This is a genomic window from Paenibacillus sp. JJ1722 (assembly GCF_048282685.1).
In the GTDB taxonomy this organism is placed as follows: domain Bacteria; phylum Bacillota; class Bacilli; order Paenibacillales; family Paenibacillaceae; genus Paenibacillus; species Paenibacillus polymyxa_B.
In genome coordinates this window covers 3,932,857-3,958,702 of the sequence record NZ_CP182500.1, presented here as the reverse complement: position 1 = coordinate 3,958,702, position 25,846 = coordinate 3,932,857, and the positions used below count along the sequence as shown (strand labels likewise).

At 43.6% G+C, this 25,846-nt stretch carries 31 protein-coding genes and 1 tRNA gene; 24 read left to right on the top strand and 8 right to left on the bottom strand.

Going from position 1 to position 25,846, the window contains the following annotated elements; translation table 11 throughout:
- Positions 1–9: 9 nt before the first annotated feature.
- From ACM1ND_RS17505 to ACM1ND_RS17480, 6 genes are all read left to right on the top strand, one after another.
- Positions 10–633 (top strand): YesL family protein, encoded by a 624-nt coding sequence (locus ACM1ND_RS17505; protein WP_023989417.1) that lies wholly within the window; start codon positions 10–12, stop codon positions 631–633.
- A 28-nt stretch (positions 634–661) separates the two neighbouring features.
- Complete coding sequence (locus ACM1ND_RS17500) at positions 662–2,182, top strand: extracellular solute-binding protein (protein WP_028540499.1); 1,521 nt, start codon at positions 662–664, stop codon at positions 2,180–2,182.
- A gap of 131 nt (positions 2,183–2,313) precedes the next feature.
- The gene (locus ACM1ND_RS17495; RefSeq protein WP_340858372.1) at positions 2,314–3,675 is read left to right on the top strand and encodes a glycoside hydrolase family 28 protein; all 1,362 of its coding nucleotides are present in this window, start codon (positions 2,314–2,316) and stop codon (positions 3,673–3,675) included.
- Between the two features lie 23 nt (positions 3,676–3,698).
- Positions 3,699–4,583 (top strand): dienelactone hydrolase family protein, encoded by an 885-nt coding sequence (locus ACM1ND_RS17490; RefSeq protein ID WP_023989414.1) that lies wholly within the window; start codon positions 3,699–3,701, stop codon positions 4,581–4,583.
- A gap of 25 nt (positions 4,584–4,608) precedes the next feature.
- Positions 4,609–5,565 (top strand): pectinesterase family protein, encoded by a 957-nt coding sequence (locus ACM1ND_RS17485; protein ID WP_023989413.1) that lies wholly within the window; start codon positions 4,609–4,611, stop codon positions 5,563–5,565.
- 16 nt (positions 5,566–5,581) lie between these two features.
- Positions 5,582–7,159: a glycoside hydrolase family 43 protein gene (locus ACM1ND_RS17480; RefSeq protein ID WP_076158530.1), complete on the top strand. Its 1,578-nt coding sequence runs from the start codon at positions 5,582–5,584 to the stop codon at positions 7,157–7,159.
- Between the two features lie 64 nt (positions 7,160–7,223).
- On the opposite strand, the gene ACM1ND_RS17475 is transcribed toward ACM1ND_RS17480, so the two are convergent.
- Positions 7,224–8,111 carry a LysR family transcriptional regulator gene (locus ACM1ND_RS17475; RefSeq protein ID WP_076158527.1) on the bottom strand — a complete coding sequence of 296 codons (888 nt, stop codon included), beginning with the start codon at positions 8,109–8,111 and terminating at the stop codon, positions 7,224–7,226.
- A 118-nt stretch (positions 8,112–8,229) separates the two neighbouring features.
- Here ACM1ND_RS17475 and ACM1ND_RS17470 point away from each other — a divergent pair, with 118 nt between their 5' ends.
- Together ACM1ND_RS17470 and ACM1ND_RS17465 are read left to right on the top strand one after the other, a co-directional pair.
- On the top strand, positions 8,230–9,255 hold the full coding sequence (locus ACM1ND_RS17470; protein ID WP_418026389.1) for a YeiH family protein: 1,026 nt from the start codon (positions 8,230–8,232) through the stop codon (positions 9,253–9,255).
- 239 nt (positions 9,256–9,494) lie between these two features.
- Positions 9,495–11,039 (top strand): GH25 family lysozyme, encoded by a 1,545-nt coding sequence (locus ACM1ND_RS17465; RefSeq protein ID WP_023989409.1) that lies wholly within the window; start codon positions 9,495–9,497, stop codon positions 11,037–11,039.
- 71 nt (positions 11,040–11,110) lie between these two features.
- Here ACM1ND_RS17465 and ACM1ND_RS17460 read toward each other — a convergent pair whose 3' ends face one another.
- Positions 11,111–11,377, bottom strand: a complete 267-nt coding sequence (locus tag ACM1ND_RS17460) for a DUF2642 domain-containing protein (protein ID WP_025719729.1) — start codon at positions 11,375–11,377, stop codon at positions 11,111–11,113.
- A 168-nt stretch (positions 11,378–11,545) separates the two neighbouring features.
- Between ACM1ND_RS17460 and ACM1ND_RS17455 the strand changes: the two genes are divergently transcribed.
- Positions 11,546–11,674, top strand: coding sequence for a hypothetical protein (locus ACM1ND_RS17455; protein WP_013371969.1), 129 nt, complete (start codon positions 11,546–11,548; stop codon positions 11,672–11,674).
- A gap of 189 nt (positions 11,675–11,863) precedes the next feature.
- Here ACM1ND_RS17455 and ACM1ND_RS17450 read toward each other — a convergent pair whose 3' ends face one another.
- Positions 11,864–12,094: a hypothetical protein gene (locus ACM1ND_RS17450; RefSeq protein WP_028540505.1), complete on the bottom strand. Its 231-nt coding sequence runs from the start codon at positions 12,092–12,094 to the stop codon at positions 11,864–11,866.
- A gap of 112 nt (positions 12,095–12,206) precedes the next feature.
- Positions 12,207–12,872: a cupin domain-containing protein gene (locus ACM1ND_RS17445; RefSeq protein WP_023989406.1), complete on the bottom strand. Its 666-nt coding sequence runs from the start codon at positions 12,870–12,872 to the stop codon at positions 12,207–12,209.
- A gap of 457 nt (positions 12,873–13,329) precedes the next feature.
- Between ACM1ND_RS17445 and ACM1ND_RS17440 the strand changes: the two genes are divergently transcribed.
- From ACM1ND_RS17440 to ACM1ND_RS17415, 6 genes are all read left to right on the top strand, one after another.
- Positions 13,330–13,983: a cell wall hydrolase gene (locus ACM1ND_RS17440; RefSeq protein ID WP_069080406.1), complete on the top strand. Its 654-nt coding sequence runs from the start codon at positions 13,330–13,332 to the stop codon at positions 13,981–13,983.
- 184 nt (positions 13,984–14,167) lie between these two features.
- Entirely contained in the window at positions 14,168–14,518 is a 351-nt protein-coding gene (locus ACM1ND_RS17435; protein WP_013311042.1) for a hypothetical protein, read from the top strand.
- Between the two features lie 31 nt (positions 14,519–14,549).
- Positions 14,550–15,536, top strand: a complete 987-nt coding sequence (locus tag ACM1ND_RS17430) for a ketoacyl-ACP synthase III (protein WP_023989404.1) — start codon at positions 14,550–14,552, stop codon at positions 15,534–15,536.
- A gap of 200 nt (positions 15,537–15,736) precedes the next feature.
- Positions 15,737–16,285 (top strand): GNAT family N-acetyltransferase, encoded by a 549-nt coding sequence (locus tag ACM1ND_RS17425; protein ID WP_023989403.1) that lies wholly within the window; start codon positions 15,737–15,739, stop codon positions 16,283–16,285.
- Between the two features lie 133 nt (positions 16,286–16,418).
- On the top strand, positions 16,419–17,522 hold the full coding sequence (locus ACM1ND_RS17420; RefSeq protein ID WP_023989402.1) for a glycerol dehydrogenase: 1,104 nt from the start codon (positions 16,419–16,421) through the stop codon (positions 17,520–17,522).
- A 186-nt stretch (positions 17,523–17,708) separates the two neighbouring features.
- Positions 17,709–17,924 (top strand): hypothetical protein, encoded by a 216-nt coding sequence (locus ACM1ND_RS17415; protein WP_013311038.1) that lies wholly within the window; start codon positions 17,709–17,711, stop codon positions 17,922–17,924.
- Positions 17,925–17,995: 71 nt separating this feature from the next.
- On the opposite strand, the gene ACM1ND_RS17410 is transcribed toward ACM1ND_RS17415, so the two are convergent.
- Complete coding sequence (locus ACM1ND_RS17410) at positions 17,996–19,027, bottom strand: glycosyl hydrolase (RefSeq protein ID WP_418026388.1); 1,032 nt, start codon at positions 19,025–19,027, stop codon at positions 17,996–17,998.
- Between the two features lie 31 nt (positions 19,028–19,058).
- Entirely contained in the window at positions 19,059–19,337 is a 279-nt protein-coding gene (locus ACM1ND_RS17405; protein WP_028540506.1) for a hypothetical protein, read from the bottom strand.
- Positions 19,338–19,690: 353 nt separating this feature from the next.
- Here ACM1ND_RS17405 and ACM1ND_RS17400 point away from each other — a divergent pair, with 353 nt between their 5' ends.
- The 3 genes from ACM1ND_RS17400 (at position 19,691) to ACM1ND_RS17390 (ending at position 20,500) form a co-directional block, all read left to right on the top strand.
- Positions 19,691–19,873 carry a hypothetical protein gene (locus ACM1ND_RS17400; protein WP_023989399.1) on the top strand — a complete coding sequence of 61 codons (183 nt, stop codon included), beginning with the start codon at positions 19,691–19,693 and terminating at the stop codon, positions 19,871–19,873.
- A gap of 52 nt (positions 19,874–19,925) precedes the next feature.
- Entirely contained in the window at positions 19,926–20,252 is a 327-nt protein-coding gene (locus ACM1ND_RS17395; RefSeq protein ID WP_023989398.1) for a YnfA family protein, read from the top strand.
- A 95-nt stretch (positions 20,253–20,347) separates the two neighbouring features.
- Positions 20,348–20,500 (top strand): hypothetical protein, encoded by a 153-nt coding sequence (locus ACM1ND_RS17390; RefSeq protein ID WP_023989397.1) that lies wholly within the window; start codon positions 20,348–20,350, stop codon positions 20,498–20,500.
- Positions 20,501–20,576: 76 nt separating this feature from the next.
- On the opposite strand, the gene ACM1ND_RS17385 is transcribed toward ACM1ND_RS17390, so the two are convergent.
- Both ACM1ND_RS17385 and ACM1ND_RS17380 read right to left on the bottom strand, forming a co-directional pair.
- Positions 20,577–20,765: a hypothetical protein gene (locus ACM1ND_RS17385; protein ID WP_023989396.1), complete on the bottom strand. Its 189-nt coding sequence runs from the start codon at positions 20,763–20,765 to the stop codon at positions 20,577–20,579.
- A 130-nt stretch (positions 20,766–20,895) separates the two neighbouring features.
- Positions 20,896–21,054: a hypothetical protein gene (locus ACM1ND_RS17380; protein WP_013311032.1), complete on the bottom strand. Its 159-nt coding sequence runs from the start codon at positions 21,052–21,054 to the stop codon at positions 20,896–20,898.
- A 246-nt stretch (positions 21,055–21,300) separates the two neighbouring features.
- On the opposite strand from ACM1ND_RS17380, the gene ACM1ND_RS17375 reads away from it, so the two are divergent.
- From ACM1ND_RS17375 to ACM1ND_RS17350, 6 genes are all read left to right on the top strand, one after another.
- Positions 21,301–21,386: transfer RNA gene (locus ACM1ND_RS17375), tRNA-Leu, on the top strand.
- A 338-nt stretch (positions 21,387–21,724) separates the two neighbouring features.
- Positions 21,725–22,402 (top strand): MBL fold metallo-hydrolase, encoded by a 678-nt coding sequence (locus ACM1ND_RS17370; protein ID WP_053325751.1) that lies wholly within the window; start codon positions 21,725–21,727, stop codon positions 22,400–22,402.
- A gap of 496 nt (positions 22,403–22,898) precedes the next feature.
- Positions 22,899–23,420, top strand: coding sequence for an antiterminator LoaP (gene loaP / locus ACM1ND_RS17365; protein ID WP_023989394.1), 522 nt, complete (start codon positions 22,899–22,901; stop codon positions 23,418–23,420).
- A 141-nt stretch (positions 23,421–23,561) separates the two neighbouring features.
- The gene (locus tag ACM1ND_RS17360; protein WP_028540508.1) at positions 23,562–24,314 is read left to right on the top strand and encodes a 4'-phosphopantetheinyl transferase family protein; all 753 of its coding nucleotides are present in this window, start codon (positions 23,562–23,564) and stop codon (positions 24,312–24,314) included.
- 49 nt (positions 24,315–24,363) lie between these two features.
- Positions 24,364–24,603: an acyl carrier protein gene (locus ACM1ND_RS17355; RefSeq protein WP_013310983.1), complete on the top strand. Its 240-nt coding sequence runs from the start codon at positions 24,364–24,366 to the stop codon at positions 24,601–24,603.
- The gene (locus ACM1ND_RS17350; protein WP_028540509.1) at positions 24,600–25,838 is read left to right on the top strand and encodes a beta-ketoacyl synthase N-terminal-like domain-containing protein; all 1,239 of its coding nucleotides are present in this window, start codon (positions 24,600–24,602) and stop codon (positions 25,836–25,838) included. Before ACM1ND_RS17355 ends, ACM1ND_RS17350 begins: the two co-directional genes overlap by 4 nt.
- Positions 25,839–25,846: the final 8 nt, after the last annotated feature.

Sequence of the window (25,846 nt, the reverse complement as noted above, 5' to 3'; positions counted from 1 at the left end):
GGATGCAAAATGGTACGGTTTGTAGAAAACATGAACAAATGGTGCATGCGCCTGCTGCGCCTGGTCTACCTTAACTTGCTTTGGACGGTTGCGACGATTCTGGGCTTGGGTTTTATAGGCGTTGGGCCTGCAACCGTTGCTATGCTTAGTATTTTAAGGCAGTGGATTCGGGGCAATGAGGAAGTCGCCATTTTCTCGACGTTTGTACGTTACTTTAGAGAAAGCTTTAAAGAAGCAGCAATCATTGGCGGGCTTTACAGCCTTGTGGGTTACGTGCTCTACGTGGATATAGTCAACGTCTCGTCCTGGTATGTTCGTGTGGTGACGCTTATTGGAGCCTTTTTGTATCTCATCTCTTTGGCCTACATTTTCCCGCTGCTGGCTCACTATGATTGGAAAGGTATCGGACTGAAGGTCAAAATGTCGATAGTGATTGGATTTTCGTATTTACAATATACGCTTGTTCTTTTTGTAGCCATTGTCGTGCTTTTTGCATTGATTCTAGGCTTGTACCCAGGAATTCTAACTTTTGCCGGAGCAAGTATTATGGGTTATCTCGTGATGTGGATGACGCATCAGGTGTTCAGCAAAATAGAGCGAGAGGTTCTGGTGAAAGAGGAAGATATGGCATAAATATATAAACAGAAAAGGAGCAAACACGATGAAAAAGGGAATCACGACGAAAAAGGGAGTATCGGGCCTTCTTGCTGTACTAATGGTCATGAGTGTTTTTTTAGCTGCTTGCGGTGACAAGGGAGCTGAGGATCAAAGCGGCCAAACCTATGATCCGAAGTCCAAACTGGAATTTACCTGGTTAAACGTATTGCATACAGCTTCTCCGCCTACAGAAACGATCAAAAGCAAAATTGAAGAATACACCAATTCTAAAATCACGTTCAATTGGGTGCCTGACGCTTCCAAAGAAGAGAGAATCACTACCGCGCTTGCATCCGGCGAATTGGCCGATATGGTGACTCTGACGATGATGACAAATTCTTCAGTACGAAGCTCTTTGAAATCAGGGCTATTCTGGGATGTAGGAAAGTATTTGGATGATTATGAAAATTTGAAGAAAATCCCGCCTGAAGTTCGGGAAGCCGCATCCATTGAAGGGGTACTGTATGGCGTTCCGTTCCAGAAGAATCTGGCTCGGGCGGGTCTGGTCATTCGCCAGGATTGGCTGGATCGCTTGGGACTGAAGGTGCCGACGACACTGGATGAGTTGTATGAAGTTGCGAGAGCGTTTACAGAAGATGATCCGGATGGAAATGGAAAAAATGATACGACTGGGTTTGTTGACAGATCGGATCTACGCTACAGTAGCTTCAAAACTTTAAGTTCCTACTTTGGCACACCTAATGGCTGGAAAGTAGATGAAAGCGGAAAATTTACGCCGGAATTTGATACTCCTCAATATTTGGAGACCTTAAAGTATTCCAATAAATTATACAAAAATGGATATCTCTCTAAAGACTTTGCTGTAACCGCTAAAACGGACCAGCAGCAACAATTTGCACAAGGTAAAGCAGGTATTTATACAGGCATGATCGATATCTCTAACCTCAGAACCTTGTCCCAAGGCTTACAAAAGGGACTGAAGCTGGTACCGGTTAACAAGATTTCGAATGGAGATGGCAAATACCACGTATGGTCTGAGGGAAGCGGGGTAGGAGGTTTGCTGGCATTTCCGAAATCCGAAGTAAAAACAGAAGCTGAGTTGAAGAGACTGCTGCAATTTGTAGATGATTTAATTGACAAAGATGTATATATGTATATGACCGGCGGTATAGAAGGCACTCATTATAAGATCGAAAAAGATGGAGCCTTCAAAATTACGAATACAGATTTGTGGCAAGCAGATGTTCAGCCGTTTTCAAGCTCCAGACCAAGTGAAGTGACCTACAACTTAAAAGATGCCAATCCAGAAAAGGAACTGGCTAATGAATTAGTCCGAGAAAATAATGAATTTGCTGTTCTGGACCCAACCGTGCCACTGGATTCAGTCACCGCTAATGAGCAAGGAACAGAGCTGGAGAAAATCATTACCGACGCCTCCTTCAAATTTATTATGGGTGAGCTTGACGAAGCAGGATTTAAAGCAGCCGTAGAAAACTGGAAAAACTCCGGTGGATCACGGATTACTGCTGAGTACGAGGAAGCGTATAAGAAAACGAAAAAATAATAGCTGAGCATGGCTGTTGCCCCCAGACTCCTTGAATAATTTCTTGGATGTTGAAATCCGGGGGCAGCTTATGCTTTTCCAATACAAAATGGATCTAACATTCACAAAATATAAAGACAGGAGAGAACGAAATGCAATTGTATAACATTGTAGATTATGGAGCAGTTCAGGATGGCACGACGCTGGCTACGGGAGCGATTGCGGCTGCGATTGAAGCGGCCAGCAATGCTGGAGGAGGAACCGTTTTTGTTCCGTCTGGGACGTATCTGACAGGTGCTATCTTTCTGAAAAGTAACATTGAGCTGCATGTAAGCCCTGGCGCAACTCTGTCCTTTAGTACGGAACTGGCTGATTACCCTGTAGTAGAATCCAGATGGGAAGGCGTTCAGCGGGAAGTGCATGCGTCATGCATTTATGGGCAGAACCTTGAGAATATTTCAGTTACAGGTAGCGGAACGCTGGATGGAAATGGTCAGCCGTGGTGGGAAAAGCACCGCAATCATCCAGAGGAGTTACAGTATCCGAGACCCAAATTAATCAGCTTTGACCGTTGTCAGCGGGTTACCATTAAAGATGTTATGTTAAAAAATTCCCCCAGTTGGACTGTAAACCCCATCGCTTGCTATAACGTTACAATTGATAATTTGTCCATTCTTAACCCGGCGGACTCCCCCAATACGGATGGCATTAATCCTGAATCCTGTTCCAATGTTCGTATTAGCAACTGCAATATAGATGTGGGCGATGACTGTATTGCGATCAAAGCAGGAACCGAAGATACACAAGAGCGAATTCCATGTGAAAATATTACGATTACCAACTGTACGATGGTGCATGGACATGGCGCAGTCGTACTGGGAAGCGAAATGAGTGGTGACATTCGTAATGTTACGATCAGCAATTGCGTGTTCAAGCAAACGGATCGGGGCATACGTCTGAAATCCAGACGAGGACGTGGCGGAAGCATCGAGGATATTCGCGTCAGCAACATTGTGATGGAAGATGTAATTTGTCCATTTATTCTGAATCTTTATTATTTCTGCGGCCCTCGGGGCAAAGACAAATATGTGTGGGACAAAAATCCCTATCCGATTACCGATGAAACCCCGTGCTTTAGACGAATCCATTTTTCCGATATTACGGCACGACAGGTTCATGCGGCTGCTGGATTCTTATACGGACTTGCAGAACGATATATTGCTGAAATCACATTTTCCAATATTGATATTTCTATGGCTAAAAATGCAATTCCCGGTCGTCCGGCCATGATGACAGGGATAGAAGATATGAACAACCGTGGTTTTTATCTAGGTAACGTGAAGGATATTCGTTTTCAACATGTGACGATTGAGAATCATGAAGGTCCTGCCTTTTATATTGAAAATGGGGAAGACGTTGAAATCAATCGTTGCCATTCGAAGAATACAGCTCAGCCCGAAAAGCTGATAGAACAAGTAACGATACAACCTTCTGAACAAAATATGATGAATTAGGAGGGCATGAAAGGAGGTACAACGTGGATAAGTTGCAAGCATTGTTGGGAGACCTTCCGGCAGATCGCCCTGTAACGGCAACTCTGCTGAATCAAGAAGAGCGTGAGGGATATCGACTGGAGTGTCTCCTGCTGGACTTGAACGGGATCGAGTCTGTACCCGCTTATGTAGCTACACCCTTACAAGGGAACGGTCCGTTCCCATTGGTCGTTTTTAACCATTCGCATGGAGGCAATTATACGAACGGGCGCAAGGAACTGATCCATAGCAGTTCTTACTTACAGCAGCCCTCGTTTGCTACAACTCTGACAGACATGGGGTACTGTGTATGCTGCATTGACATGTGGGGATTTAATGAACGTGGAGGCAAAACCGAGAGCGAGCTGGTAAAGGAAATGCTCTGGCAGGGCCAAGTGCTGTGGGGCATGATGCTGTATGATAACCGTCGTTTGGTGGATTATATGTGCCAGCGTGAGGACATTGATGCTTCTCGTATCGGAACAATCGGTATGTCGATGGGTGGACTCATGGCATGGTGGATGGCTGCGTTAGATGAACGGATACAGGTCACGGTTGATATCTGTGGACAGGTAGATGCCCATACGCTGATCGCCAAAAGGGGATTGGACCATCATGGCTTCTACTCCTATGTCCCCGGCTTGCTGAAGCATTTTACCACCTTGGATATTCAAAAGCGGATCGTACCTCGTCCACGGATGAGTATAACAGGTCAAAATGACCGGATGTGTCCTATTGAAGGAGTCGAGCATTTGGCAAAAGGGCTGCTGGAAGCTTACCAGGAGGCAGGTCACCCTGAGCATTGGCAGCCTGTGATTGCGGGCGGTGGACATATGGAGACGTTGGAAATGCGAACGGCGTGGCAGTCATTTTTAGCTGAACACCTGTAAATCAAATGAAGGGATCGGGGTAACCATGCTAGTTGGAAAAGAATCCTTTTGTGATTTCCATACGATTCAGGAGGCGATTGCTGTATTGGAGCAGTCGGCTTCCAACGAAATGGAAACGCTAACTATTTTATCAGGTACTTATGAGGAAGAGGTACGAATTTACCGTTCATATCTTCATATTATAGGCATTGGGCAGGTAGAGATTCGAATGGATCGGTATGCCAAGGAGCGGGATGAAGCGGGTGAGGAAATAGGGACCTTTGCGACACCTACTTTATTTTTAGGCGGTAGCCATCTGATCTTGGAAAATCTCACGATTTCCAACACGGCAGGACAGGGAGAAGCCATTGGGCAGGCCGTTGCGGTATACGCTCATTGTGATGAAACGGTCTTTAGAAACTGTACCTTTAAAGGACACCAGGATACTTTATTTACAGGCCCTCTACCTCCTGCACCGAAAGAACGACTCCAGTTTGGTGGAATCCATTTGAAGGAGCATCATAGGCACTATCGGCAGCTCTATCAGCATTGTTATATAGAGGGTACGGTGGACTTTATTTTTGGTGGGGCTACCGCGTATTTTGAAGATTGCGAAATTCGCAGTTTACGCCATCATAAGAACCAAACGAGCTACGTTACAGCTGCCTCTACGCCGCAAGGACAAGCGTATGGTTATGTATTCAACCATTGCTACCTAACTGCAGAGCCTGATATTACTCCGGTTTTTTTGGGGCGTCCGTGGCGGGAATATGCCAAGACCGTATTTGTCGATTGTAAAATGGGCGATCATATTGACCCACGTGGCTGGGACAATTGGGACAATGTTGCGAACGAGAAAACCGTCTGTTATCAAGAATATAACGGACACGATGAAGTTGCTACGTTACGTAAGCAGCGTGTTCCGTGGGCGGATTGTTTTGAAGCGGGAACAGAAGCATGGAGCAAGGAACAGGTTTTTGCTGAAGTTACATTTTGGAAGTAAGGAGAAGTGAGGTCTCATGATGATCCAAAATCCCATATTAAAAGGCTTTAATCCCGATCCGTGTATTACACGTGTCGAAGATACTTACTATATTGTGGTGTCATCGTTTGAGTGGCTGCCTGGAGTGCGGGTGTACCAGTCCAAAGATTTGGCAAATTGGGAGCATTGCACAGATATTTTGACCGATCAGGTTGACTTAAGAGGTAATCCTAAAAATTGTAGCATTTGGGCACCGCAGCTTAGCTATGCAGATGACCTTTTTTATCTGCTCTATACGGATGTGAAAAGCACCAAACGTCCGTTCAAGGATGTTCATAATTTTGTGATGACGGCGCCTACGATCCAAGGACCGTGGTCGGACCCCGTTTATCTTAACAGTAGCGGATTTGATCCGTCTTTATTTCATGATGAGGACGGACGTAAATGGCTGTTGAACGCATTGTGGGATTACCGCATGTTGGAAAGCAATAAATCTTCCGGTATAGTCATGCAGGAGTATGACAGCAAGCAACAACAGCTCATTGGCGAGCCTGTTAAAATCTTTGATTGTACTCCTTTAAAGAAAACAGAAGCGCCTCACATCTACAAGCAAAACGGATATTATTATCTTGTTACAGCGGAAGGCGGAACGGGTACGGGGCATGCCGTTACCGTAGCACGCTCGAAGCAGATATCCGGGCCATATGAAGTAGACCCGCACAACCCAATGCTTACGTCACGTGATCAACTTGATTTCCCGTTACAATGCGCAGGGCATGGCAGTCTTGTACAAACACCAGACGGCGAATGGTACATGGCTCATTTATGCACACGTCCAGTAGAGGGGAAATATGCCATTTTAGGACGGGAAACAGCCTTGCAGCAAGTGTACTGGAATGATGAAGGCTGGCTCCGATTAACTGCTGGGGGCCATACACCTCAATTGGAGGTACCCGCACCTCAAGGGATATTCTCGGTTAAGCAAGAGCAGCAGAGTTATGTTTTTGAGGATTTTTTCGAGGGACCCACATTAGATAAAACGTGGAACACATTGCGTATCCTGGCGGACGATAGCTGGTGTTCATTAAGCCAGCGCCCAGGCTACCTTCGCATTCTGGCTGGAGAATCCATTCAAAGTCTGTTCCAGCATCACGTGCTTGCCATTCGGCAAACGGATCATCATTTCCGGGTAGAAACAGCATTGGAGTATAAGCCGACAAGCTATTTACAAATGGCGGGGCTACTACTGTACCTTAATGAAGAAGATTATTTGTACGCCTATATTAGCTATGAGGAGGGGCAAGGGAAGGTACTGCGCATGATGCGATGTGAAGCCAATACATTTACCTTAGTTCCTCAAGCAATTACGCTTCAGGACGATCTTCCTATACATTTAGCTGTGGAAGTCCATGCATCCCACGGGCAATTTTATTATGGAGTCGGAGACAAACCTGCTTGGAAGCGGCTTTTTGAAATGCAGGATATCAGCTTTTTATCCGGGGGTTTTACAGGAAATTTTGTAGGTATTGCTGCTCATGATATGCAACAATTCCAAGGAAGCTACGCTGATTTTTCTCATTTCTTCTATCATGGTAAGGATCATCTTTCCTCATAAAAAAACATGATAATGATTATGTTGAAAGCACCTTAATGGGTGCTTTTTTCGTTGTTTCTGCACTTTACCTTTTCACATTATAACTTCGCAAAATCTCCAAAAAAGCGGTGCTTGCTTTCGTTTCAAATGTCGAAGAAGGAGTTAGGAAGGAGAATTTTCGAATAACCGGAAGATTACGAATATCCAGTACTTTTAATGTTCCCAGAGCAAGTTCCTTCTGAATGACCCATTGGGACAGCAAAGAAATCCCCAAGCCTGCTTCTACAGACTCTTTGATGATCTGTGTACTGCCAAAATTCATCATATGAGAAGGGGAGAACTGAAACCGTGTAAACATTTTTTCAGCCGCTTCCCGGGTTCCAGAACCTTCTTCCCGCAGAATCCAGATGTCCTCTTGCAGCTCACTTACATCCACTTGAGATTTACCAGCCAAACGGTGATTTTGCGGAACGACGATATACATTCTATCATCAGCAAATGATTCGATGTGTAAATGGTCATGCTGAAATTCTCCTTCGATAATGCCTACATCCAGTTGATTATGGATCATGAGTTTTTCAATTTCCTGGGTGTTGCCGATGGTAATGGAGGGCTGAATGAGTGGATACCGGACCCTCATTTGCGCGATCACATGCGGCAGCACATATTCGCCATACGTGTAGCTTGCGCCGATCGACAGGTTTCCTTTTGCTGTATGCATCAGCTCGTCCACCAAATACTGCATCCGTGTATGGAGACGGATAATCTCCTGAGCATGATGATACACAATTTCACCTGCTTTGGTTAAGCGTACATACTTATTGCTACGCTCCAGGAGGCGGGTTCCTACGCTACGTTCCAGCGTTTGAATATATTGACTTACCGCAGGTTGGGTCATGTGTAACACCTCGGCAGCTCGTGTGAAATTTTGTTTCTCCGCGACCATAACAAATACGATTAAAGATTGGTCCAAGGCCCATTCCTCCAAATTCATCATATCTATTTGCTTATTATCATTATTATAATGATTTATTTTTCTTATGACAAAAACCATATTAAGCTGGATGCATGTAGAATTGGAGGGGTTCACCATGAACAGTCATACACAACACACCAAATTATTTTCGAACAGAGGTCGATTATTCCAGCGTATATTTGGCATTGTCCTCACGATGTTATTTGCTTTGGCAGGCTATGGCCTGAACGAATTGCCAGGCTTTCATTATGTAGGTCCATTGGCTTGTGCCATGTTTCTCGCTATTCTGTACCGACAGTTGTGGGGATACCCTGAAGCTGTGCGCTTGGGAGTTGAGTTTTCAGCAAAGAAAATACTACGTGGAGCTATTGTGTTATTTGGGCTGAAGTTGAACATGGATGTTGTCATTCATCATGGACTTGGTTTACTTTTGCGTGATGTGGGCACTGTTGTATTTTCCATCTTTTTTACGGTTTGGCTGGCAAAACGTTTCAAGGCAGATGCTTCGCTTTCACTTCTTCTTGGTATTGGAACAGGAGTTTGCGGTGCAGCAGCGATTGCAGCGGTTTCTCCCTTGTTAAAATCCAAAGATGAGGATACAGCCATAGGGGTAGGACTCATTGCCTTGGTTGGAACGGTATTTGCCATTTTGTTTACTGTGCTTCGGCCCTGGCTCCCTTTGACGGATATGCAATATGGAATCTGGTCGGGTATCAGTTTACATGAAATTGCACATGTGGCCTTAGCTGCAGCGCCTGCCGGACAGGATGCACTTGCAATGGGCTTATTAGCCAAACTGGGGCGTGTTTTCTTACTCATACCGCTCAGCTTTGTTTTAATGTATTGGATGAAACGAACTGGAAAAATTCGTACAGACGCTAAAGTGGAGTTCCCCTGGTTCCTCATCGGCTTTATGGCTACAAGTATTGTGGGCAGCTATGTTTTTGGAAAATATATTGTAGTTCCATCTAGTCTGACGAACGGAATTTCTCAAGTTACCACCTTTATGTTAACGATGGCTATGGTAGGCATGGGGCTGAATGTGAGCTTTAAGGCTTTGCGGGAGAAAGCAATGCTTCCCTTACTGGTACTGTCTGTTACTTCGATCATTCTTACAGGGTTAACATTTTTAACAGTGTGAGCATGAAGTATTCGTTTGTGATAAGATTGCTAGTAAACTAGATTAATAAAACTGGAAAAAGCTCTGCTTGCTGTATAGCTGGCAGAGTTTTTTAGTACTTTTGTATGATAAGACTGAAATATATACTGAATCAATCGTAACTTTTTACATATGATTCGCGTCTATCAAAATGGAGGTCCTGAGAATCATAGAGTGCAAGAATTTCATAAGCGAAAATTTAGAGAATGGTAGGGTACATAATGAAGAAAATTTGTTTATTTGCTTTTTTGTTTCTGTTTCTACTAGCATTTCCAAGAGAAAGTCATGCTGCATCTTCGAGTTCACATCTTCAGTTGGATGGTAAAGATATAAGTGTTGGCAAAGGTGTTCAGATTCAAGAAGTAAAGGGGAATGTACTGGTTCCACTCCGTCTCATTGTAGAGGAATTGGGTTATAGCGTGAATTGGGAGTCCAAGACAGGGACCATAACTATACATAAGCAAAATCTTAACCTCAGTCTTCAGGTCAACAATCCCATAGCCTCTGTCAATGATCATCAAATGGGATTGGCTGTAGCGCCTTTGCTTAGAGAGGGGACGACTTATGTTCCGCTTCGCTTTGTGTCTGAACAGACAGGGATTGATGTGGCCTGGAACAACGAGCTTAAAACTGTGTTCCTGACGACTCCGCCTACTTCAAGCGACAATAGCGAGTCCACTCATGATCATTCTGCTACTCCAGCTGTAAGTAATCCTAAAGAGAGTGCGCGTACAGCTATAAACCAAATTAGCTTCGCTAATCACCAATTGACTATAGCTGTTAATGGAAAAGCAACCCCCAAAGTAACTACGTTGACTCATGCAGACCGTATTGTTGTAGACATACCTAGTTCAACGTTTTCTGAGGAATTTCTAGCATCGCAATCATTTGACAGTAGTGGACAAGGAAGTTTTCCAGTCACTGAAGATCCAGATGTTTCCCAAGTAAGATACTCCATGTTTAGTACAACCCCCGCATCGGTACGTATTGTGGTTGATCTTAATCACAGCACACCCTTTCATGTACTCAATGCGGATGATGGTAAGGTTGTTATAGCGTTGGATCAGGAAACGGAGGAGCCATCAACTACCGAGGACGTTATACCTACCATACCTGTTGTACCTGCGATTTCTTCTGATGGACACGCGCAAGGAATTGACGTCTCACACTATAATGGCAATATTGATTGGCAGCAAGTGGCAGCGGCAGGTAAGACATTTGCTTTTATTAAAGCTACAGAGGGCACAAAATATCAAGATAATCAATTTTTGATAAATGTACAGGGTGCCAGAGATGCTAACATCTTGGTTGGCGCTTACCACTTTTTGAATGCTACTACCGCGGATGGAGCTCGTCAGGAAGCAGCTAATTTTGCCAGGGCAATAGATTCAGCAGGAGGCAGGCTAGATCTGCCCCCTGTGATGGACTATGAAAATAACCCCAAAGGTCTTACTCCTGCACAAATTAGTGAAGTGGCTCATGCCTTTTTGGATGAAATGGAGAGGCTTACCGGGCGTCAGCCAATCGTATACACGGGCAATGTTTTTGCTTCCAAGTTTGATCCTACATTTTCTATGTATAAACTGTGGGTAGCCCGATACAGCACTACGCAAAAGCCGACCGCGGTTCCAGCTTGGAATAACTGGTGGGCTTGGCAGTACAGTAGCACAGGCAGTGTTCCGGGTATTCAAGGCCAAGTCGATTTGGATGAATACAACGGAACGATAGATGAACTCCGGGCTTCACTGGCAGGAGAGCTCGATTAGCAAAATCATATCATGATCAATCCTCGCGAATCCGGAACGGGATCTGCGAGGATTTTTAATGTCTGATTTGTTTAGTTGGGCATGATCCATACGATTTCGCTGATTCTAACAAAGAATTTTTTTCCGTATACATCTAAAATGACATGGTCGGGCTTACAATCGACTACGCATCCATCAATTCTGCCACGTGTTGTCTCAAGTACAACGTACTTGCCGATCACCGATTTTAATGTTTCTACGACGTATGGATCTACAGGGTGCACCACGACGTGGTGAGAGGTAGGATGGTGAGGAAAAGGTTGATTAACGTTGTAATTGAGCATTTGATTTGAATTCAATTGCTTCACTCCTTCAAGATTAGTTGTGTTATCCTATGCTCCTGCCTAGGAAAGGTGTAGGCTAATGCCCATCAGCGAAAACATTCATAACATTGCCGAAAAGCCCGGTCCATAGGAAAGCTCAATACATAAGCTATGTTGTACCTTGAATTGAAGGAGGCAATGACCATGAGTGAATGTGAAAGAGGTTGTGGTGGCGGTTCAGTAGGGGGCTACCCAGGAGTATGGACATCGACAGGAGCTATCCTGGTACTGTTCATTTTGCTCGTTATCATTACTAAGTCTTTATGGGTTTAAATTGAAATGAGTAGCTTAACCCCCCATCGGTATATAACCGATGGGGGGTTAAGTGTTTTAGAGGATGGAACGTATGATAAAACACCTCAAATAACAGCGTACAGGCCCTACACAAACTGTGCCGGGCTGGGCAGCTGTCATTTGAGGTACATTGGCATCTATAGACAGGAACGGACAATGGAACAGAGATTAAATTAACGCAATCGCCAGCAGGGTGAACAAGCTCAAAGTTAAGATTTGATTCCCATACCCGTAGCCAGGATAAAAGGCAGACGTTTGTACACGTCCGTTCCGTTCTGTTTTTAAGTACACATTATTACGATCCACATCCATAATGGTTCCTTCGTACTGTTTTCCGTCAACGGTGAGAATACGCACTTTTTTATTCATGCAGTTCAAACAGTTGTAATAAGCGTCCATTCCATCACCCCCTCTTATACATTGGCATTTTATGAGAGGGACGGTCTTATGGTAACGGCGAACATACAGGGAAAAGGTATTCCCTCGAACTTAAGGCCTGACTAGAGTTAGCCTATTCTTGATAGGGATTAAAAGAGAAGCCAGGATATCCATTGGTATGGGCGTAACCTCTTTGGGGGGCGACCTGAGGGTGGGGTGAAGTATCGGCAAGCCTTACATGTATCCCAGGTTTTCGGGGGGGCTGCTGCTTGCAGTCATTGGGAGGACCGATGATGACAGGCTTTTTAATTGGGGCGAGTGCTTCCTGAATCTTATTCTCATTCAGGCAGTAAGTATGAGCCAGAATGTTACTTGGCGTTAGCCGCAAAATGTCGGAGCCCAGTATGAATTCAGGGGTCGGAGCATTAAAAATGGTCAACAAATGAGTGTTGTCCATCGTGGCGACCAGATAATGCCACCATCCCTGAGGAACGTTAGCCACTTGGCCAGGTGTGATCGGAAAATGTCGTAACTCGAGGGTGAAGGGGTTAATCAGTGACACGGTTACTGCTCCAGAGATGCAGTATACCAGTTCTGTGGCATTTTGGTGATAGTGAGGCTCCACAACATTAGCTGTGCTAAGGCGAATATCCAGCAGCGATACATTCGCCAATGTATTCAGCTGCTGGATCGACAGCTCGTTGATCGAGTTTTGAGCATCCTTCTGAAACAAAACATTGTCTCTTAAATCATAGGTAAATTGTACAGTAGGGGAGGTGTAATCCATATATGAATCCACGCGTCGTTTCCTGCCTTTCTATTATTCGAAATTTGATGATCGTACGCTACCCTATGCATACGCCCATGTATGTGTGCGCGGATATGTGATTTAAATTAGTAGAAATCAGGCTCCGGTCCCGGGCAAGTTGAAGCGAAAAATAGCGAAAAAAGTCACGTATTCAAGTGTGGTCAGAACATGATCCATTGTTCTTAATACACGTCATCCCTTTAGGGATGGCGTTTTATTTGCTTGGGTAGTCTTAGGACCAGAGCCGGATGATACGTAAATGCGGCTTATGGTATACTGCAACGGACGTGTGAAAGCATGATTGTCCCATTCCGTATGTAGCCACGCGTCATTTCTGCAGCTAGGCATAAGTTATGTCATAAGAAACATCATCGGATAAACGTCCCTGAGTTGTACAGGCCGGAATGGTTGCACCGGACAGAACATGAAAGAGGAGGTTGTCTGGAATATGAAAAAGTTATCTATTTTAATCCTGTCCTGCGCATGTATGTTAGGTACTGTATTGTCAGTCGCACCAGGACAAGCACAAGCACAAACGTCAGCTTTGAAGATAGGGGTTCAAAGCGAACGGGTGCTGGAGCTTCAACAGCAGCTTCATTCGCTCGGTTATTTCAAGGCTGGGTTTACTGGGTACTATGGTTCTCTGACCAGTAAAGCGGTGGCTCGTTTTCAACGGGATAACGGTCTGACACCTGATGGAGTAGCCGGAGCGGCTACACAAGCCAAGCTGGAATCCTTCGGAGAGGTGCGCGTAACCGCGCTGGATCAACTGGCTCGTATCATTTATTCTGAGGCTCGCGGGGAATCGTTTGAAGGTCAAGTGGCTGTCGGCGCTGTCGTATTAAACCGTGTTCAGTCCGGTGAGTTTCCAAGCTCGATCCCGGACGTTATTTTGCAGCCTGGTCAATTCACCGCTGTACAGGATGGTCAATACCGCCTGAAACCCAACAAGACTGCGTACCGTGCAGCCAGACAGGCACTTAATGGTGCTGATCCGACCAATGGGTCCTTGTTTTATTACAACCCGGCCATTGCTACAGCCAAATGGAGTAAAAGTCGCCCGGCTGTCATCTCACTCGGTCGCCATACGTTTACGAATTAATTTCATATGAGAATACGCAAATTTCTAGCCGTCAGTTGCTTCTTCTAGGAGCAGTGACGGTTTTTTATATTCACAAATTTGTAATATTTTAGTGGTGAATTATCTGATTTAATATTAAAAATTCTACCTATTATTCCGATACTCTTAATAGACAAAAAAATGAAATTAAAGGAGTCCTTCTAAAATGAGTCAACATCCTTACACTATCGAAGTAGATCAAGCCATGAAAACGGTACATATGGCGGTGAATGGAGTTTTTAGCCAGGAGGAGTATGATAGCTTTGTAAAAGATTATGTAGCCAAAACCTCATCCATTCAGGCGTCCAGCTTTACACTCAAGGTAGATTGTACCCAGATGGCACTTTTGGGTCCGGGAGAAGTGGAAAAATTGAAGGGCTCATTTGTACGTTATAAAGAAACTGGATTTACCAAAGTAATCTTTGGCATCAGCCTTCAACAAACCATTATTAAAATGCAGCTTGGTCGAGTAGCACGCGAAGCAGGATTAAACAACGTAGATATTGTTGTACAATAATGCGCTGATGTATGTGTAAGGGGGAAGCCTGATGAGCCATATCAAAATAAAAGCACTGGGTGTGTATCATCCGTCCCATTCGTTGGATAACGAATACTATGTTCGCCATTTTGACGAGCAGGGCAAAGATATTCGACGCTTCATGGAGCATATGGGTAGAAAACAGCGTTATATCATTGATGATCCGAACGAAAACGGTCTAACAATGGGAATTGCGGCTGCGCAAAAAGCTCTGGAACAGGCTGGTATGACAGGCCGTGACGTGGATATGATCGTGTTCTCCACTCAAGTTCCTGAGTCACTGTTTCCGATGAATGCATTGTTTGTTCACCAGGCGATTGGGGCCAGACATGATGTGGCCGTGATGGATTCCAACGCGAATTGTGCAGGGATGACAGTCGCTGTCGATCAAGTCAGTCGGTCGATGTTATCTAATCCTGACGTGCGGACAGCGCTTATTATCGGTTCGGATTATAATTCACTCATTTCCGGTCCGGAGGATGAGATTACTTATGCGAACTATGGAGATGCTGCATGTGCGGCTATTTTGGAGCGTACAGAAGAAGACACCGGATTTATAGATTCTATGTATTTTACGGACCCAGTCAATATAGATAAAATTTTGTACCCGGCTCAGGGGTTAGCGGCGACACTCCAAAGGAACGCCCCCGGAAAATATATTCAGTGGCTTCCGTTCGACGCCAATATGGCCTTGCCTCCTACATTTGATCTGCTTGAACGCATTTTAAAAAAGAATGGGCTGACGCCTCGGGATGTACGGGCTTATTGTCTGTCTCAGTTCTCGTTAGCAAATGTATTGAAGATTCAGGATCACTTGGAGCTAGAGGATGCCCAAATGATTTATGTGGGTGATCGATATGGTTACACAGGTACCAGTAGCCCGTTCATTGCTCTATATGAAGGTATTGAATCGGGTCGTATCCGGCGCGGTGATTATGTACTGTTCTGGACGATTGGAGCTGGATATCAACTGGTTGCTATGTTATTTAAATACTAGGAATATGAAGACCTTGCAGCTGCAAGGTCTTTTTGTGTATCACACAATGACAACTGTAATGATTTGGTTGTGTTATGTTTGATTATTTTGTAAAATTTAAACATTGAATTAAAAGGGAGAGCTTATATTGCGGACATCGGATAGCATGACAATTATGACGGAAAACATGGCACACAATTCATAATAGGAGCTGAAGAGTCATTAAGATCGAAAATTTATTTTATGGAGAACGAATAAAACTGGCCGCAGTCAGGGAAGAAGATGCCGAAGTGATGTTCAAATGGGGTGAGGATGCGAAGTATCTGCGAAATGTAGATACGGATTTGGCGCTCCCTTACACGTTGAAACAGATGGAGTCAGAAGGATCTCCCAGCTCTAACGAGGTCTATTTTCGATTAAGAACATTGGCAGATGATGTCTTGATCGGATTTGTTGCTATCCACGGAATTGAGTGGAATAATCGTAGCGGGCAGCTGGCAATAGGTATAGGTAATACGGACTACCGTGGCAAGGGCTTTGGGGCAGAAGCTGTAGGTCTCATTCTTCGTTATGCGTTTTATGAGCTCAATTTAAATCGGGTCGGCTTGGATGTGATTGAGTACAATACACAAGCGATCCGAACTTATGAGAAGGCGGGGTTCCAGCTTGAGGGTAGAGTTCGTTCCGCTGTTCTTCGTGATGGTAATAGTTATGATCGTATCATGATGGGTATCCTGTATTCTGAATGGCGCTCGACTGTTCAAGTATAATAGATACACAATTTGTTCATAAAATATTCCATAATAAGCCTTTTAATAACGTGAAAAGAGGTTTATAGTTAAGGGGTCACATGCCCAAATGGTTATTAATTTGAGTATGAGTCAAAGCTGAGGAGGAATTTACATGGCAAACGTTGTAAGGTCCGTCACTTCACCCAAGAAATTTATTTCTGGACAAAATCTGCTCTCGTCGTTAAATGACTATATTAAGGATTATGGCGATAAAGCCTTTGTTATTTGCGATGAGTTCATACTTGAAAGGGCCCAAAAAGAGGCAGGTGCTTCAATTGAAGCAGCTGGTAACCAGGTGGTCTTCGAGAAATTCCAATATGAATGTACAAAAGAAGAGATTGATCGTAACCGTGAATTGGTGCGTAAACATGGTTCAAACATTATCATAGGGATTGGCGGGGGAAAAACGTTGGATACCGCCAAGGCAACCGCTTATTATGAAAAGCTGCCTGTTGTTATTTTCCCAACGATTGCTTCTACAGATGCTCCTTGTACCGCGCTTGCGGTTATATACAAAAAAGATGGCTCTTTTGATGAATATCTGTTCCTGCCTACTAATCCAGACGTTGTACTGGCGGATACAGGCATTCTGGCAGCAGCGCCTGCACGTTTCTTTGCAGCTGGAATCGGTGATGCACTGGCCACTTATTTTGAAGCTCGTGCTTGCTATCAGGCTAACGGAGATAACCTGGTTCTGAACAAGCCTTCCACTACAGGATTGGGACTTGCTCGTCTTTGTTATGATACGTTGCTGGAAAATGCTGTGAAGGCCAAACGTGCTGTGGATCGGAAAGTATATACTCGTGCGGTGGAGGATACGATTGAAGCTACCATTTATCTGAGCGGTGTTGGTGCAGAATCAGGTGGGTTGGCAGCAGCACACGCCATTCATAACGGCATGACGGCTGTTCCTTCGCTTCATAAAGCACAGCATGGTGAGAAAGTTACATTCGGTTTGTTAACCCAGCTAGTGCTGGAAAATGCACCGAAAGAAGAACTGGAAACCGTGATTAAACTGGTTAAGGATGTAGGCCTTCCATTGACGCTTCGTGACTTGGGTGTAGAGGAATTTGTTGAGGCTGAATGGCGCCAAGTGGCTGAAGCTGCTTGTGCATCGAATGATACAATGGTCAACATGCCGTTCCCGGTTAGTCCTGCTGACGTGTACAATGCAATCATTGCAGCGAATGCAATAGCAGAATCCTATCAAGAATAGTTTCTTCCTAAATCACGAAAATGGGTTTACAAAAACGGGTCTGTCACATCAATGGCAGACCCGTTTCGTTTACGTGCACTAACATGTGAAACGAAAGAGGGTACCAGGGACTTATATCCTATCTTGTTCTGACCGATATACATGTAACAGGGAAATTAGGTTGGTTACACAGCAGGAGGAGATTTGATGTTGGTGCATGGTAAAACACGTAGGGGCAACTTGTACATCCATATGTCCAGCGGTTTTCACAAAATTGGAGATTATCGGGAAGAATATTCTGTAGCACCGGGTGATCGGCTGATGTCTAGACTGTCCAAGCGGATCTACACCATTGTATCCGTACATCTTGGTGAAGAGGCGTATGCCGATATTGATCTAGAAGAGGTTATTAGAAATAGTTAGAGTGCTTTATTTGGATTTGGTTAAAAAAAGCTTCCACTTTGCTCCTAGAGCGAAGTGGAAGCTTTTTTCTTTCAGCGTAGGGACTCATGAAGAAGGTCTCGTGTGATGATATTATTTTGGTTCATAAAATGTCTGATTGCTGTTTGTGAATTGGTTGCAGACAGCTCCTTTCCCCATGTCATGGCATAGGCCCAGGCTGGCTGATTTTGCAGCACCTTCGCACTTGGCAGAATATCACTTTCTCCGATTCCCATAGGCTTGCCCTGCGCAAGCTTTAGCAATTCGGTGTAGTAGGAGGGTTTGTAATCATTGTTATAGATATCAGCTGCAAGAATATCTACTCGGTTAATACCTGGGAAGGACAAATTATAGGGAGTGCTATATGCGTTTGGAGCATTGGGACTCCACACCCACAACAGGTTATCCAGATGATGGACATGAGTGAACCGATCATACATTAGATTCCACAACTTAGCATAATTTTGCTTGTTTCCCCACCAAAACCAGTTGCCGTTCATTTCATGATAGGGCCTCCATAAAACAGGTACATCCGCGTCTCGTAAGGTCTTAAGGGACAAAGCCACCTCATCCAGATCAGCGATCAGTTGTTTATATTGCGGGGTACCCGGCGTGATGTAACGATTAAATTCAGCTTGAGTAATTTTTGCTTGTACGTTTTTCCACGTTTTAGGTTTGCCAGGAAGCGCCTGATGGAAGGTAACAGCTACGATTCCGCCGTCCTGACTCCATTGGATAGCACTATTCACAACATGCTGACGTTGCTCTCGTAGGGCTGTACGGGACTGGTTAGCCAATCCTCCAAACTCATAGCCGTGAAGTCCTGCGTATTGTCCGCTGATTTGTTGTAGCTTGTTATTTTGTTCATCCGGTGCCTCTAAGTAATCATGCTGCCCGGAAATTAGCATATCATCCGGTACATTAGATAGGTAGGCAAGTAATTGCTTGGCTTTGGCAGAGGCCTGAACATTAATTGGCGGGGCGGCATCGGCAACAATGAATGATTGCTGAGAGCCGCTGAAGAGTAAAACAAGCATTAGCAGTAGCACCCTCTGTAACCAAAAGCGTGTTGAGTGAGATTTCATGGCGCTCCTCCTTTGATGCATGGTAATGGGATTAGTATTTTTCTTTTTGCTTTCTAAGCTGTATATAGGCGCTAATAATAATCACCAGCAGACTAATCGTGGCCCATCCATTGAATTCCTGTAAGTGTATCCAGTTATCCCACACAAGGAAACCTAAAATTACAACGAGCAAACCCATTGCAAGATACATTTTGGTTTGTGCTGGACGTTGGGTTCGTTTTGAAATCCAATGTATGATGCCGAGAACGATGGCTGCCTGAAATAAAAATATGCCCATCATCATTAAACTTGCTATAAAGATTGGGGACATCGGTATCCTCCTCCTGGGTTTACAAACAGAATATGCAGGTTGTAACCGGGATGTGGATTCTTAGATGTCAATTTAATTATAAGTTGAGTAAACAAATGAGCGCTGGTTACGATCTTGAACAAGTTGACTAAATTATACCATAACTACCGTCCTGCAATGAAAGACGTCTAAATACCCACTCTACCTTGATTCGACATCATACTTTATATTCAGCGAAATATTGACATATGGATGTACACTTCACATATATGAAGATGCAATCAGAAATATATGTGAAGTATATGCATAAGAGCAACGCGAAATCGACGGAAAAGTTTGGTATGATTAAAGTGGATTGAAAAGGAGGTGCTCTTATGAATGAAGAAAACAGACCATTCTCTAGGTCAGCAGATGCTGAAGGAGCCAAAGCGAACTTTGATGCCAATCAGCGGAAGCTTCTCTCCGAGGGAGTGCCTAGCTTATGGCGTCAGGTCAGCAACCTGCTGATTCTGGTTGGCGTGATTGCATTGATTATCCTTTTAGGTCGAGTGCTCTAATGAGATATCCAAAAAAATCGAAAAGAATTTGAAGAATTAGGGATGTGAAATGGTGTTAAAGGCAGCTTTACTTTTTATATTGGCTGGCATCGCTGAAATTGGAGGAGGATATTTGATTTGGCAGTGGCTGCGTGAAGGAAAGACATGGTATGTCGGACTTTGCGGCGGAGTAATCTTGGCTGTGTATGGAATCATTGCTACCTTTCAGGTTTTTTCCTCCTTTGGGCGTGTATATGCAGCATACGGAGGTGTCTTTATTGTTCTTTCCATTGCATGGGGCTGGTGGATTGATAAAAAGACACCCGACTTGTACGATTTCATTGGTGGATTGATTTGTTTGGTCGGTATAGCTGTAATCCTATTTCCGCGATCAGGATGATAGGACGAAAAACCCTATTTTATTTTTGAAAACATGACTATAGGTCTACAAAAATAAGCTTCATATTCCGAAATAGAACTTAAGGAGGGGGTTCTATGAACTGGAATCAAATGAAGCTTAGATTGAAATTTGGTAGTGCTGTACCGAAGAGTGAAGGTAATTTCTCTTTTGGTATCATGTGTGGACTCTTAATCAGCATCGTGCTGTGGATATCAATCATTGGCTGGATCATGCTGATCTTTAAGTGATTTTACGAAATCACTGTACATATCAAAACAAATGAATTAAGGACTGCTCACAAACCTGTGTCTTATTACCCATGCTTTATTTTGTGAAATCGTTACGTAACTTGTCTATCCCGCGACCTATGGCTTCATCAATCATATCAGTAGCAGCAGGTGTATCTGCATCGGTGTCAGGAATGCGATTAAATCCTGGCTCGCGCTTGTCCAGGGATTGTTTATGTTCGATTTGATCGTCAGTACGATTCTTTTCAGAGTTATTATCTCTCATAGCACATCACAGCTCCTTTTATTAGGCATATTCAGCTTCTATACTTTACATAAACGCTTGTGCTCCAGACTAAACGTTGATAAAAATAAAACCGGGAGGGAGTAAATCCCGCCCGGTACTTCCCAAACAACTAGCGATGCTCAATCAGATCAATCGCTCCCAGAACAACATGAGCCAGTCCGAAACCGAGAATGCCTGTAGCTGCAAGTTTGTACTTACTGCTCAGCAACACAGCGCCTGAAGCCGATACTACCGTTCCAAGAACAGCTGGAATCATACCTTCACGCATTCGTAACACCCCTTCTGGTAGTTTGGAAAGACGTTTATTAGTGTAATTCAAATGTGCACAAGTTATACAAAAAGAGAATTTTATTATTTTTTTTAAAAACACTTTACAATTCGATAAAATTATCGTATTATATGTTGGTGCCCAATTGAACGACATTTACATAATGAGAACACTTCTTAATCAGATGCGTGTTTCTCAGATACTTGTAAGACAAGTAAGTGTGAAGATTAGCGTTCCTAAATTTATGCCGGGGTGGCGGAATTGGCAGACGCACAGGACTTAAAATCCTGCGGTAGGTGACTACCGTACCGGTTCGATCCCGGTCCTCGGCATTCTTGATTTATAACGGACACATCAAAGTTAAATGAACGAAAATAACGCGAGGTTCTGTGTACCTGCGGAATACTCCGTAACAGGTATGTAGGATCAACAAAAAACGTCTCACCGTTAACATACGGAGAGGCGTTTTTTGTTTTGGAAAAATTAAGCGATCTTGTAACAGAGAGTTGGAGCCTTTCTATTGCATCAATTGTTATAATCATAGGACAACGAAATTAGGCCTTTATAATTAAATAGTAAGTATTTCTAAAAAATGAAGTGGCCCAAAACCTTAAATCAGAATGTTGTTGTTTTTAATTAACTATTGGGAAGGTGGTTCGGTGAAGCTGATATGAATCTGACTTTTCATATGGAACAGTTAAGAGTCTGTTTTATGAATTTCATCAATTATGTATATTTTGTAATGGATGAGAAAACAAGAGACATAGCTATTGTTGACCCATCATGGGATTTATTGAAAGTAGAGTTCTATCTTCAACAATTGAATGGCGATCTCAAAGCGATACTATTAACTCACTCACATTGGGATCATATTAATTTGGTAAATCCACTCCTGGAAAAATATAACCCGCAGGTATTCATGTCAACAAACGAAATCGATTTTTATCATTTTAGATGTAGAAATTTACATTCAATTAAAGACAAGGATTCAATCCAGGTCGGTGAAACAGAAATTAAAAGTCTTTTGACTCCTGGACATACCGCGGGAAGTGTATGCTATCTTTTATCAGATCGCTTATTTACTGGGGATACAATATTCATTGAAGGTTGTGGCTTTTGTGACCCAAATGGAGGAAATCCAATAGAATTATATAATAGTGTTCAAAAAATAAAGCGAGAAATTGATGACTCTATTCAAATTTATCCTGCTCATTCATTTGGTAAAGCGCCTGGTTTTACACTCAATCACCTCATGGATGAAAATATTTATTTTCAATTTACGAGTAAGGAATCTTTTATTAAATTTAGAATGCGTCCGAACCAAAAGGGCCTGTTCGATTTCAAATGAGTCTGTATTGTGGCCCAGTTCTAATGGTGAGAGAAAATCTTGAATATAAAAAATAATACATAACGATCTATCATTTGTCTGTGCCCCAGATGCTCAAGTTAACTAGAGTAAAACACTCGGATCAGTTCTTTTATAAGCCGCCAGAAACGTTGAAGCTGTATTCGAAAGATAATAATGACTTCAAATTTAGCATTTTCAGAAAGGTTTGCGAATCCAATCATGAACTTGGCCGTTTCCAATCAACTGTGAATTGACAGGGTTTGAGTAGAGGATTATAATGGAAAAACATTATTCCAATTATATGATTATATGAAAAATAAAGGAACTTTTCTGTGGTTAATCGCTGGCGGGTCACGTTAACCATCAAAGAGGGATATATCGTGAGAGATTGTAGCTTATCAAGTAGGATAAGTGAAAGGGCGAAGCTATGTATATGGGTAGTAGTAGACATTATAGGAGATGATTTGGCAGTACGTTTTTATAGGAGATGAGTTAAGTGAGCTGGTACGTGTTTTTTGTGCGAACGGGTAGGGAAGAACAGGTCAAGCAGCTTATTAATGAGTGGTTGGATTCTGAAGTCTACAAACCCTTTATACCACTCCAAGAAAGACTCTTTAAAGTAGCAGGAATAGTAAAGAAAGAATGGGCTCCTTTGTTCCCAAGCTATGTATTTATTGAGTCGAATTTACCTGACTTGCAGTTCGTAACCAGTACAAATTCAATGATTTGCACTTCTAGTGATATCATTCGTTTATTGAGATACTCGAAGTTTGAAGCTTCAATGAGAGATTCGGAGAAACAAATGTTAGAAAGTCTATGCAATGATAGCTATTGTATAGAATCATCAACTGGAATTATTGAAGGAGACAATATATGTATCCTAGATGGCCCACTTAAAGGAAGGGGGAGTATAGTTAAGAAAATAGATAGACATAAACGACAAGCGGTCATTCAGTTAGAATTTATGGGTGATATCAGGTTAGTGAGAGTAGCTTTGGAAATTATAAGTAAGGTTTAAAGTGGAGAACTCGTGACGAGTTCATACTCCATGAGGAAGCTTTCAGAACCCTTAAGGGATTTGAAGGCCTTTTTTGATTTGGACTGCTAAGTTAGTAGTTTACTAGGGGGGATATGCGTAGCCTCGTATGCAGAACAACTAATGTTGAAGCGGGAAGATGCCGTGATGAAGGCGGCCGTCAGTTTTGTCCATGCAGATTATAACGCAGACGCTCCCCTTGATCGAGAAGTCTTTCATTCGGATGAGTGTAGTTACTTCGAGAGTTTGGTATTCCATCGGCGGAAATCCAACTTTGTGCTTGGCAGGCTAAGTGCCAAACAAGCAGTTTCGGTGCTGTTAAGCGAGCCAGACCTGCGCAACGTAAGTGTGGAGTCAGGTGTCTTCGGCCAGCCCATGCTTCGAATCAATGGTGTCCACAGCTATCAGGTGAGCATTGCCCACTGCGACTATATCGGAGCGGCTGTTGTTTTTCCCGAAGCACATCCCATGGGCATTGATATTGAGAGGATTGATTCTAAGCGAAATAAGACAATTGAAAGCCAACTGACGGCGGAAGAAAAAGGAAGAATCTCTGTCGTGCGGGGAGTAGGGGAGTACTCAGCTTTATTGACGGTTTTTTGGACAGTGAAGGAGGCCCTGTCGAAAATATTGCGAACAGGTTTTACAACATCGCTGCATGTACTTGAAATGAATGAGACCAGGTTTGTGGATGGATGCTTCCAAAGTACATTTTCACATTTTCCACAATATGCTGCCCAGTCTTACCAGTTAGGTGACTATATCTGCACGATTGTAGCACCGAGGAAGACGGAATGGAGTATGAATACTTCTCGGCTTTATGAAAAATTCAATGCAAGTTTTCATCGAAATCCGTTTGTAGATCATGTTTACTGAACACCAGGTTTGTTGAGTTTTAAATCATTTATTTTTTAGGAGGATACCCATGCATAAGGAAGAAGTATTCGATATCGTTAAACGTTGTATTCGTGAAGTGCTTCCCGAATTACAAGATCACACGTTCGAGTATGGAGATCGATTGGTGGATTTGGGTGCAGATTCAGTAGATCGGGCTGAAATTGTAAACAAGACGATGGAAACATTATCTCTTAATATTCCGCGCGTCGAATTGTCTGGCGTGAAAAATATAGGGGAATTGACAGATGCACTTTATGCGAAATTATGAAAAATTATGAAAAACCTGAGTTAGTCGTTACGGGGATTGGCGTGACTTCGGCGATTGGGCAGGGGAAGGCTGCTTTTGCCTCAGCGTTGTTCAAAGGGCAGCATGCATTTGGCGTCATGCAACGCCCGGGCAGAAGAGGCGAAGCTTCAATTATAGGTGCGGAGCTGCCACCCTTGTCTTATCCGAATGCATTATCCAAACGAATGTTACGTACAGCATCATTTTCGGGGCAGGTGGCCATGGTAACCCTTCAAGAAGCCTGGGATGATGCTCAATTGGATAACGTTGATCCTAGCCGTATTGGACTGGTGGTTGGAGGCTCCAATTTTCAGCAACGGGAGCTATTTCAGACTTATGAGGCCTATCGGGACAAAATGTGCTTTGTACCGCCGACCTATGGGGTTTCCTTTATGGATACTGATTTGTGCGGACTATGTACCGAACAGTTCGGTATTCAGGGGTTAGCTTATACCGTCGGTGGTGCATCCGCGAGTGGACAAGTCGCAATCATTCAAGCAATTGAGGCAATTCAAGCAGATCGTGTTGATGTTTGCATTGCAATGGGGGCATTGATGGATATTTCGTATATGGAATGCCAGGCATTGCGATCCTTGGGAGCGATGGGAAGCGACCGATATGCCGATGAACCTGCAATGGCGTGTCGACCATTTGATCAGTCGCGGGACGGGTTCATCTATGGGGAATCTTGCGGGGTTGTAGTCATAGAACGGGCCGATTCTGCCGTGAGGCTTCGGGAGAAACCTTATGCCAAACTTGCAGGATGGGATATGGGAATGGATCGAAACCGGAATCCCAATCCCTCCTACGAAGGCGAAGCCCGAGTGATTAGAAGAGCTTTGGAGAAAGCAAAGCTGCTACCGGAAGAGATTGATTATATTAATCCCCATGGGACAGGCTCGGTCGTTGGAGACGAGATAGAAATAAAGGCATTACAGGATTGTAAATTGTCACATGCCTATATCAATGCAACTAAATCCATTATCGGTCACGGCTTGAGCGCGGCAGGAACTGTTGAAATTATTGCTACTCTTTTACAAATGTCGGAGTCGAGACTTCACCCTACCCGTAATTTGGAGGAGCCTATCCAATTGGACTGCAATTGGGTGAAGAATGAGTCCGTACCAGCAATTATTCACAATACTATGAATCTGAGCATGGGCTTTGGTGGAATCAATACTGCCATTTGTATGCAAAAATGTGAGTCGCGTATTTGAGAGAGGGG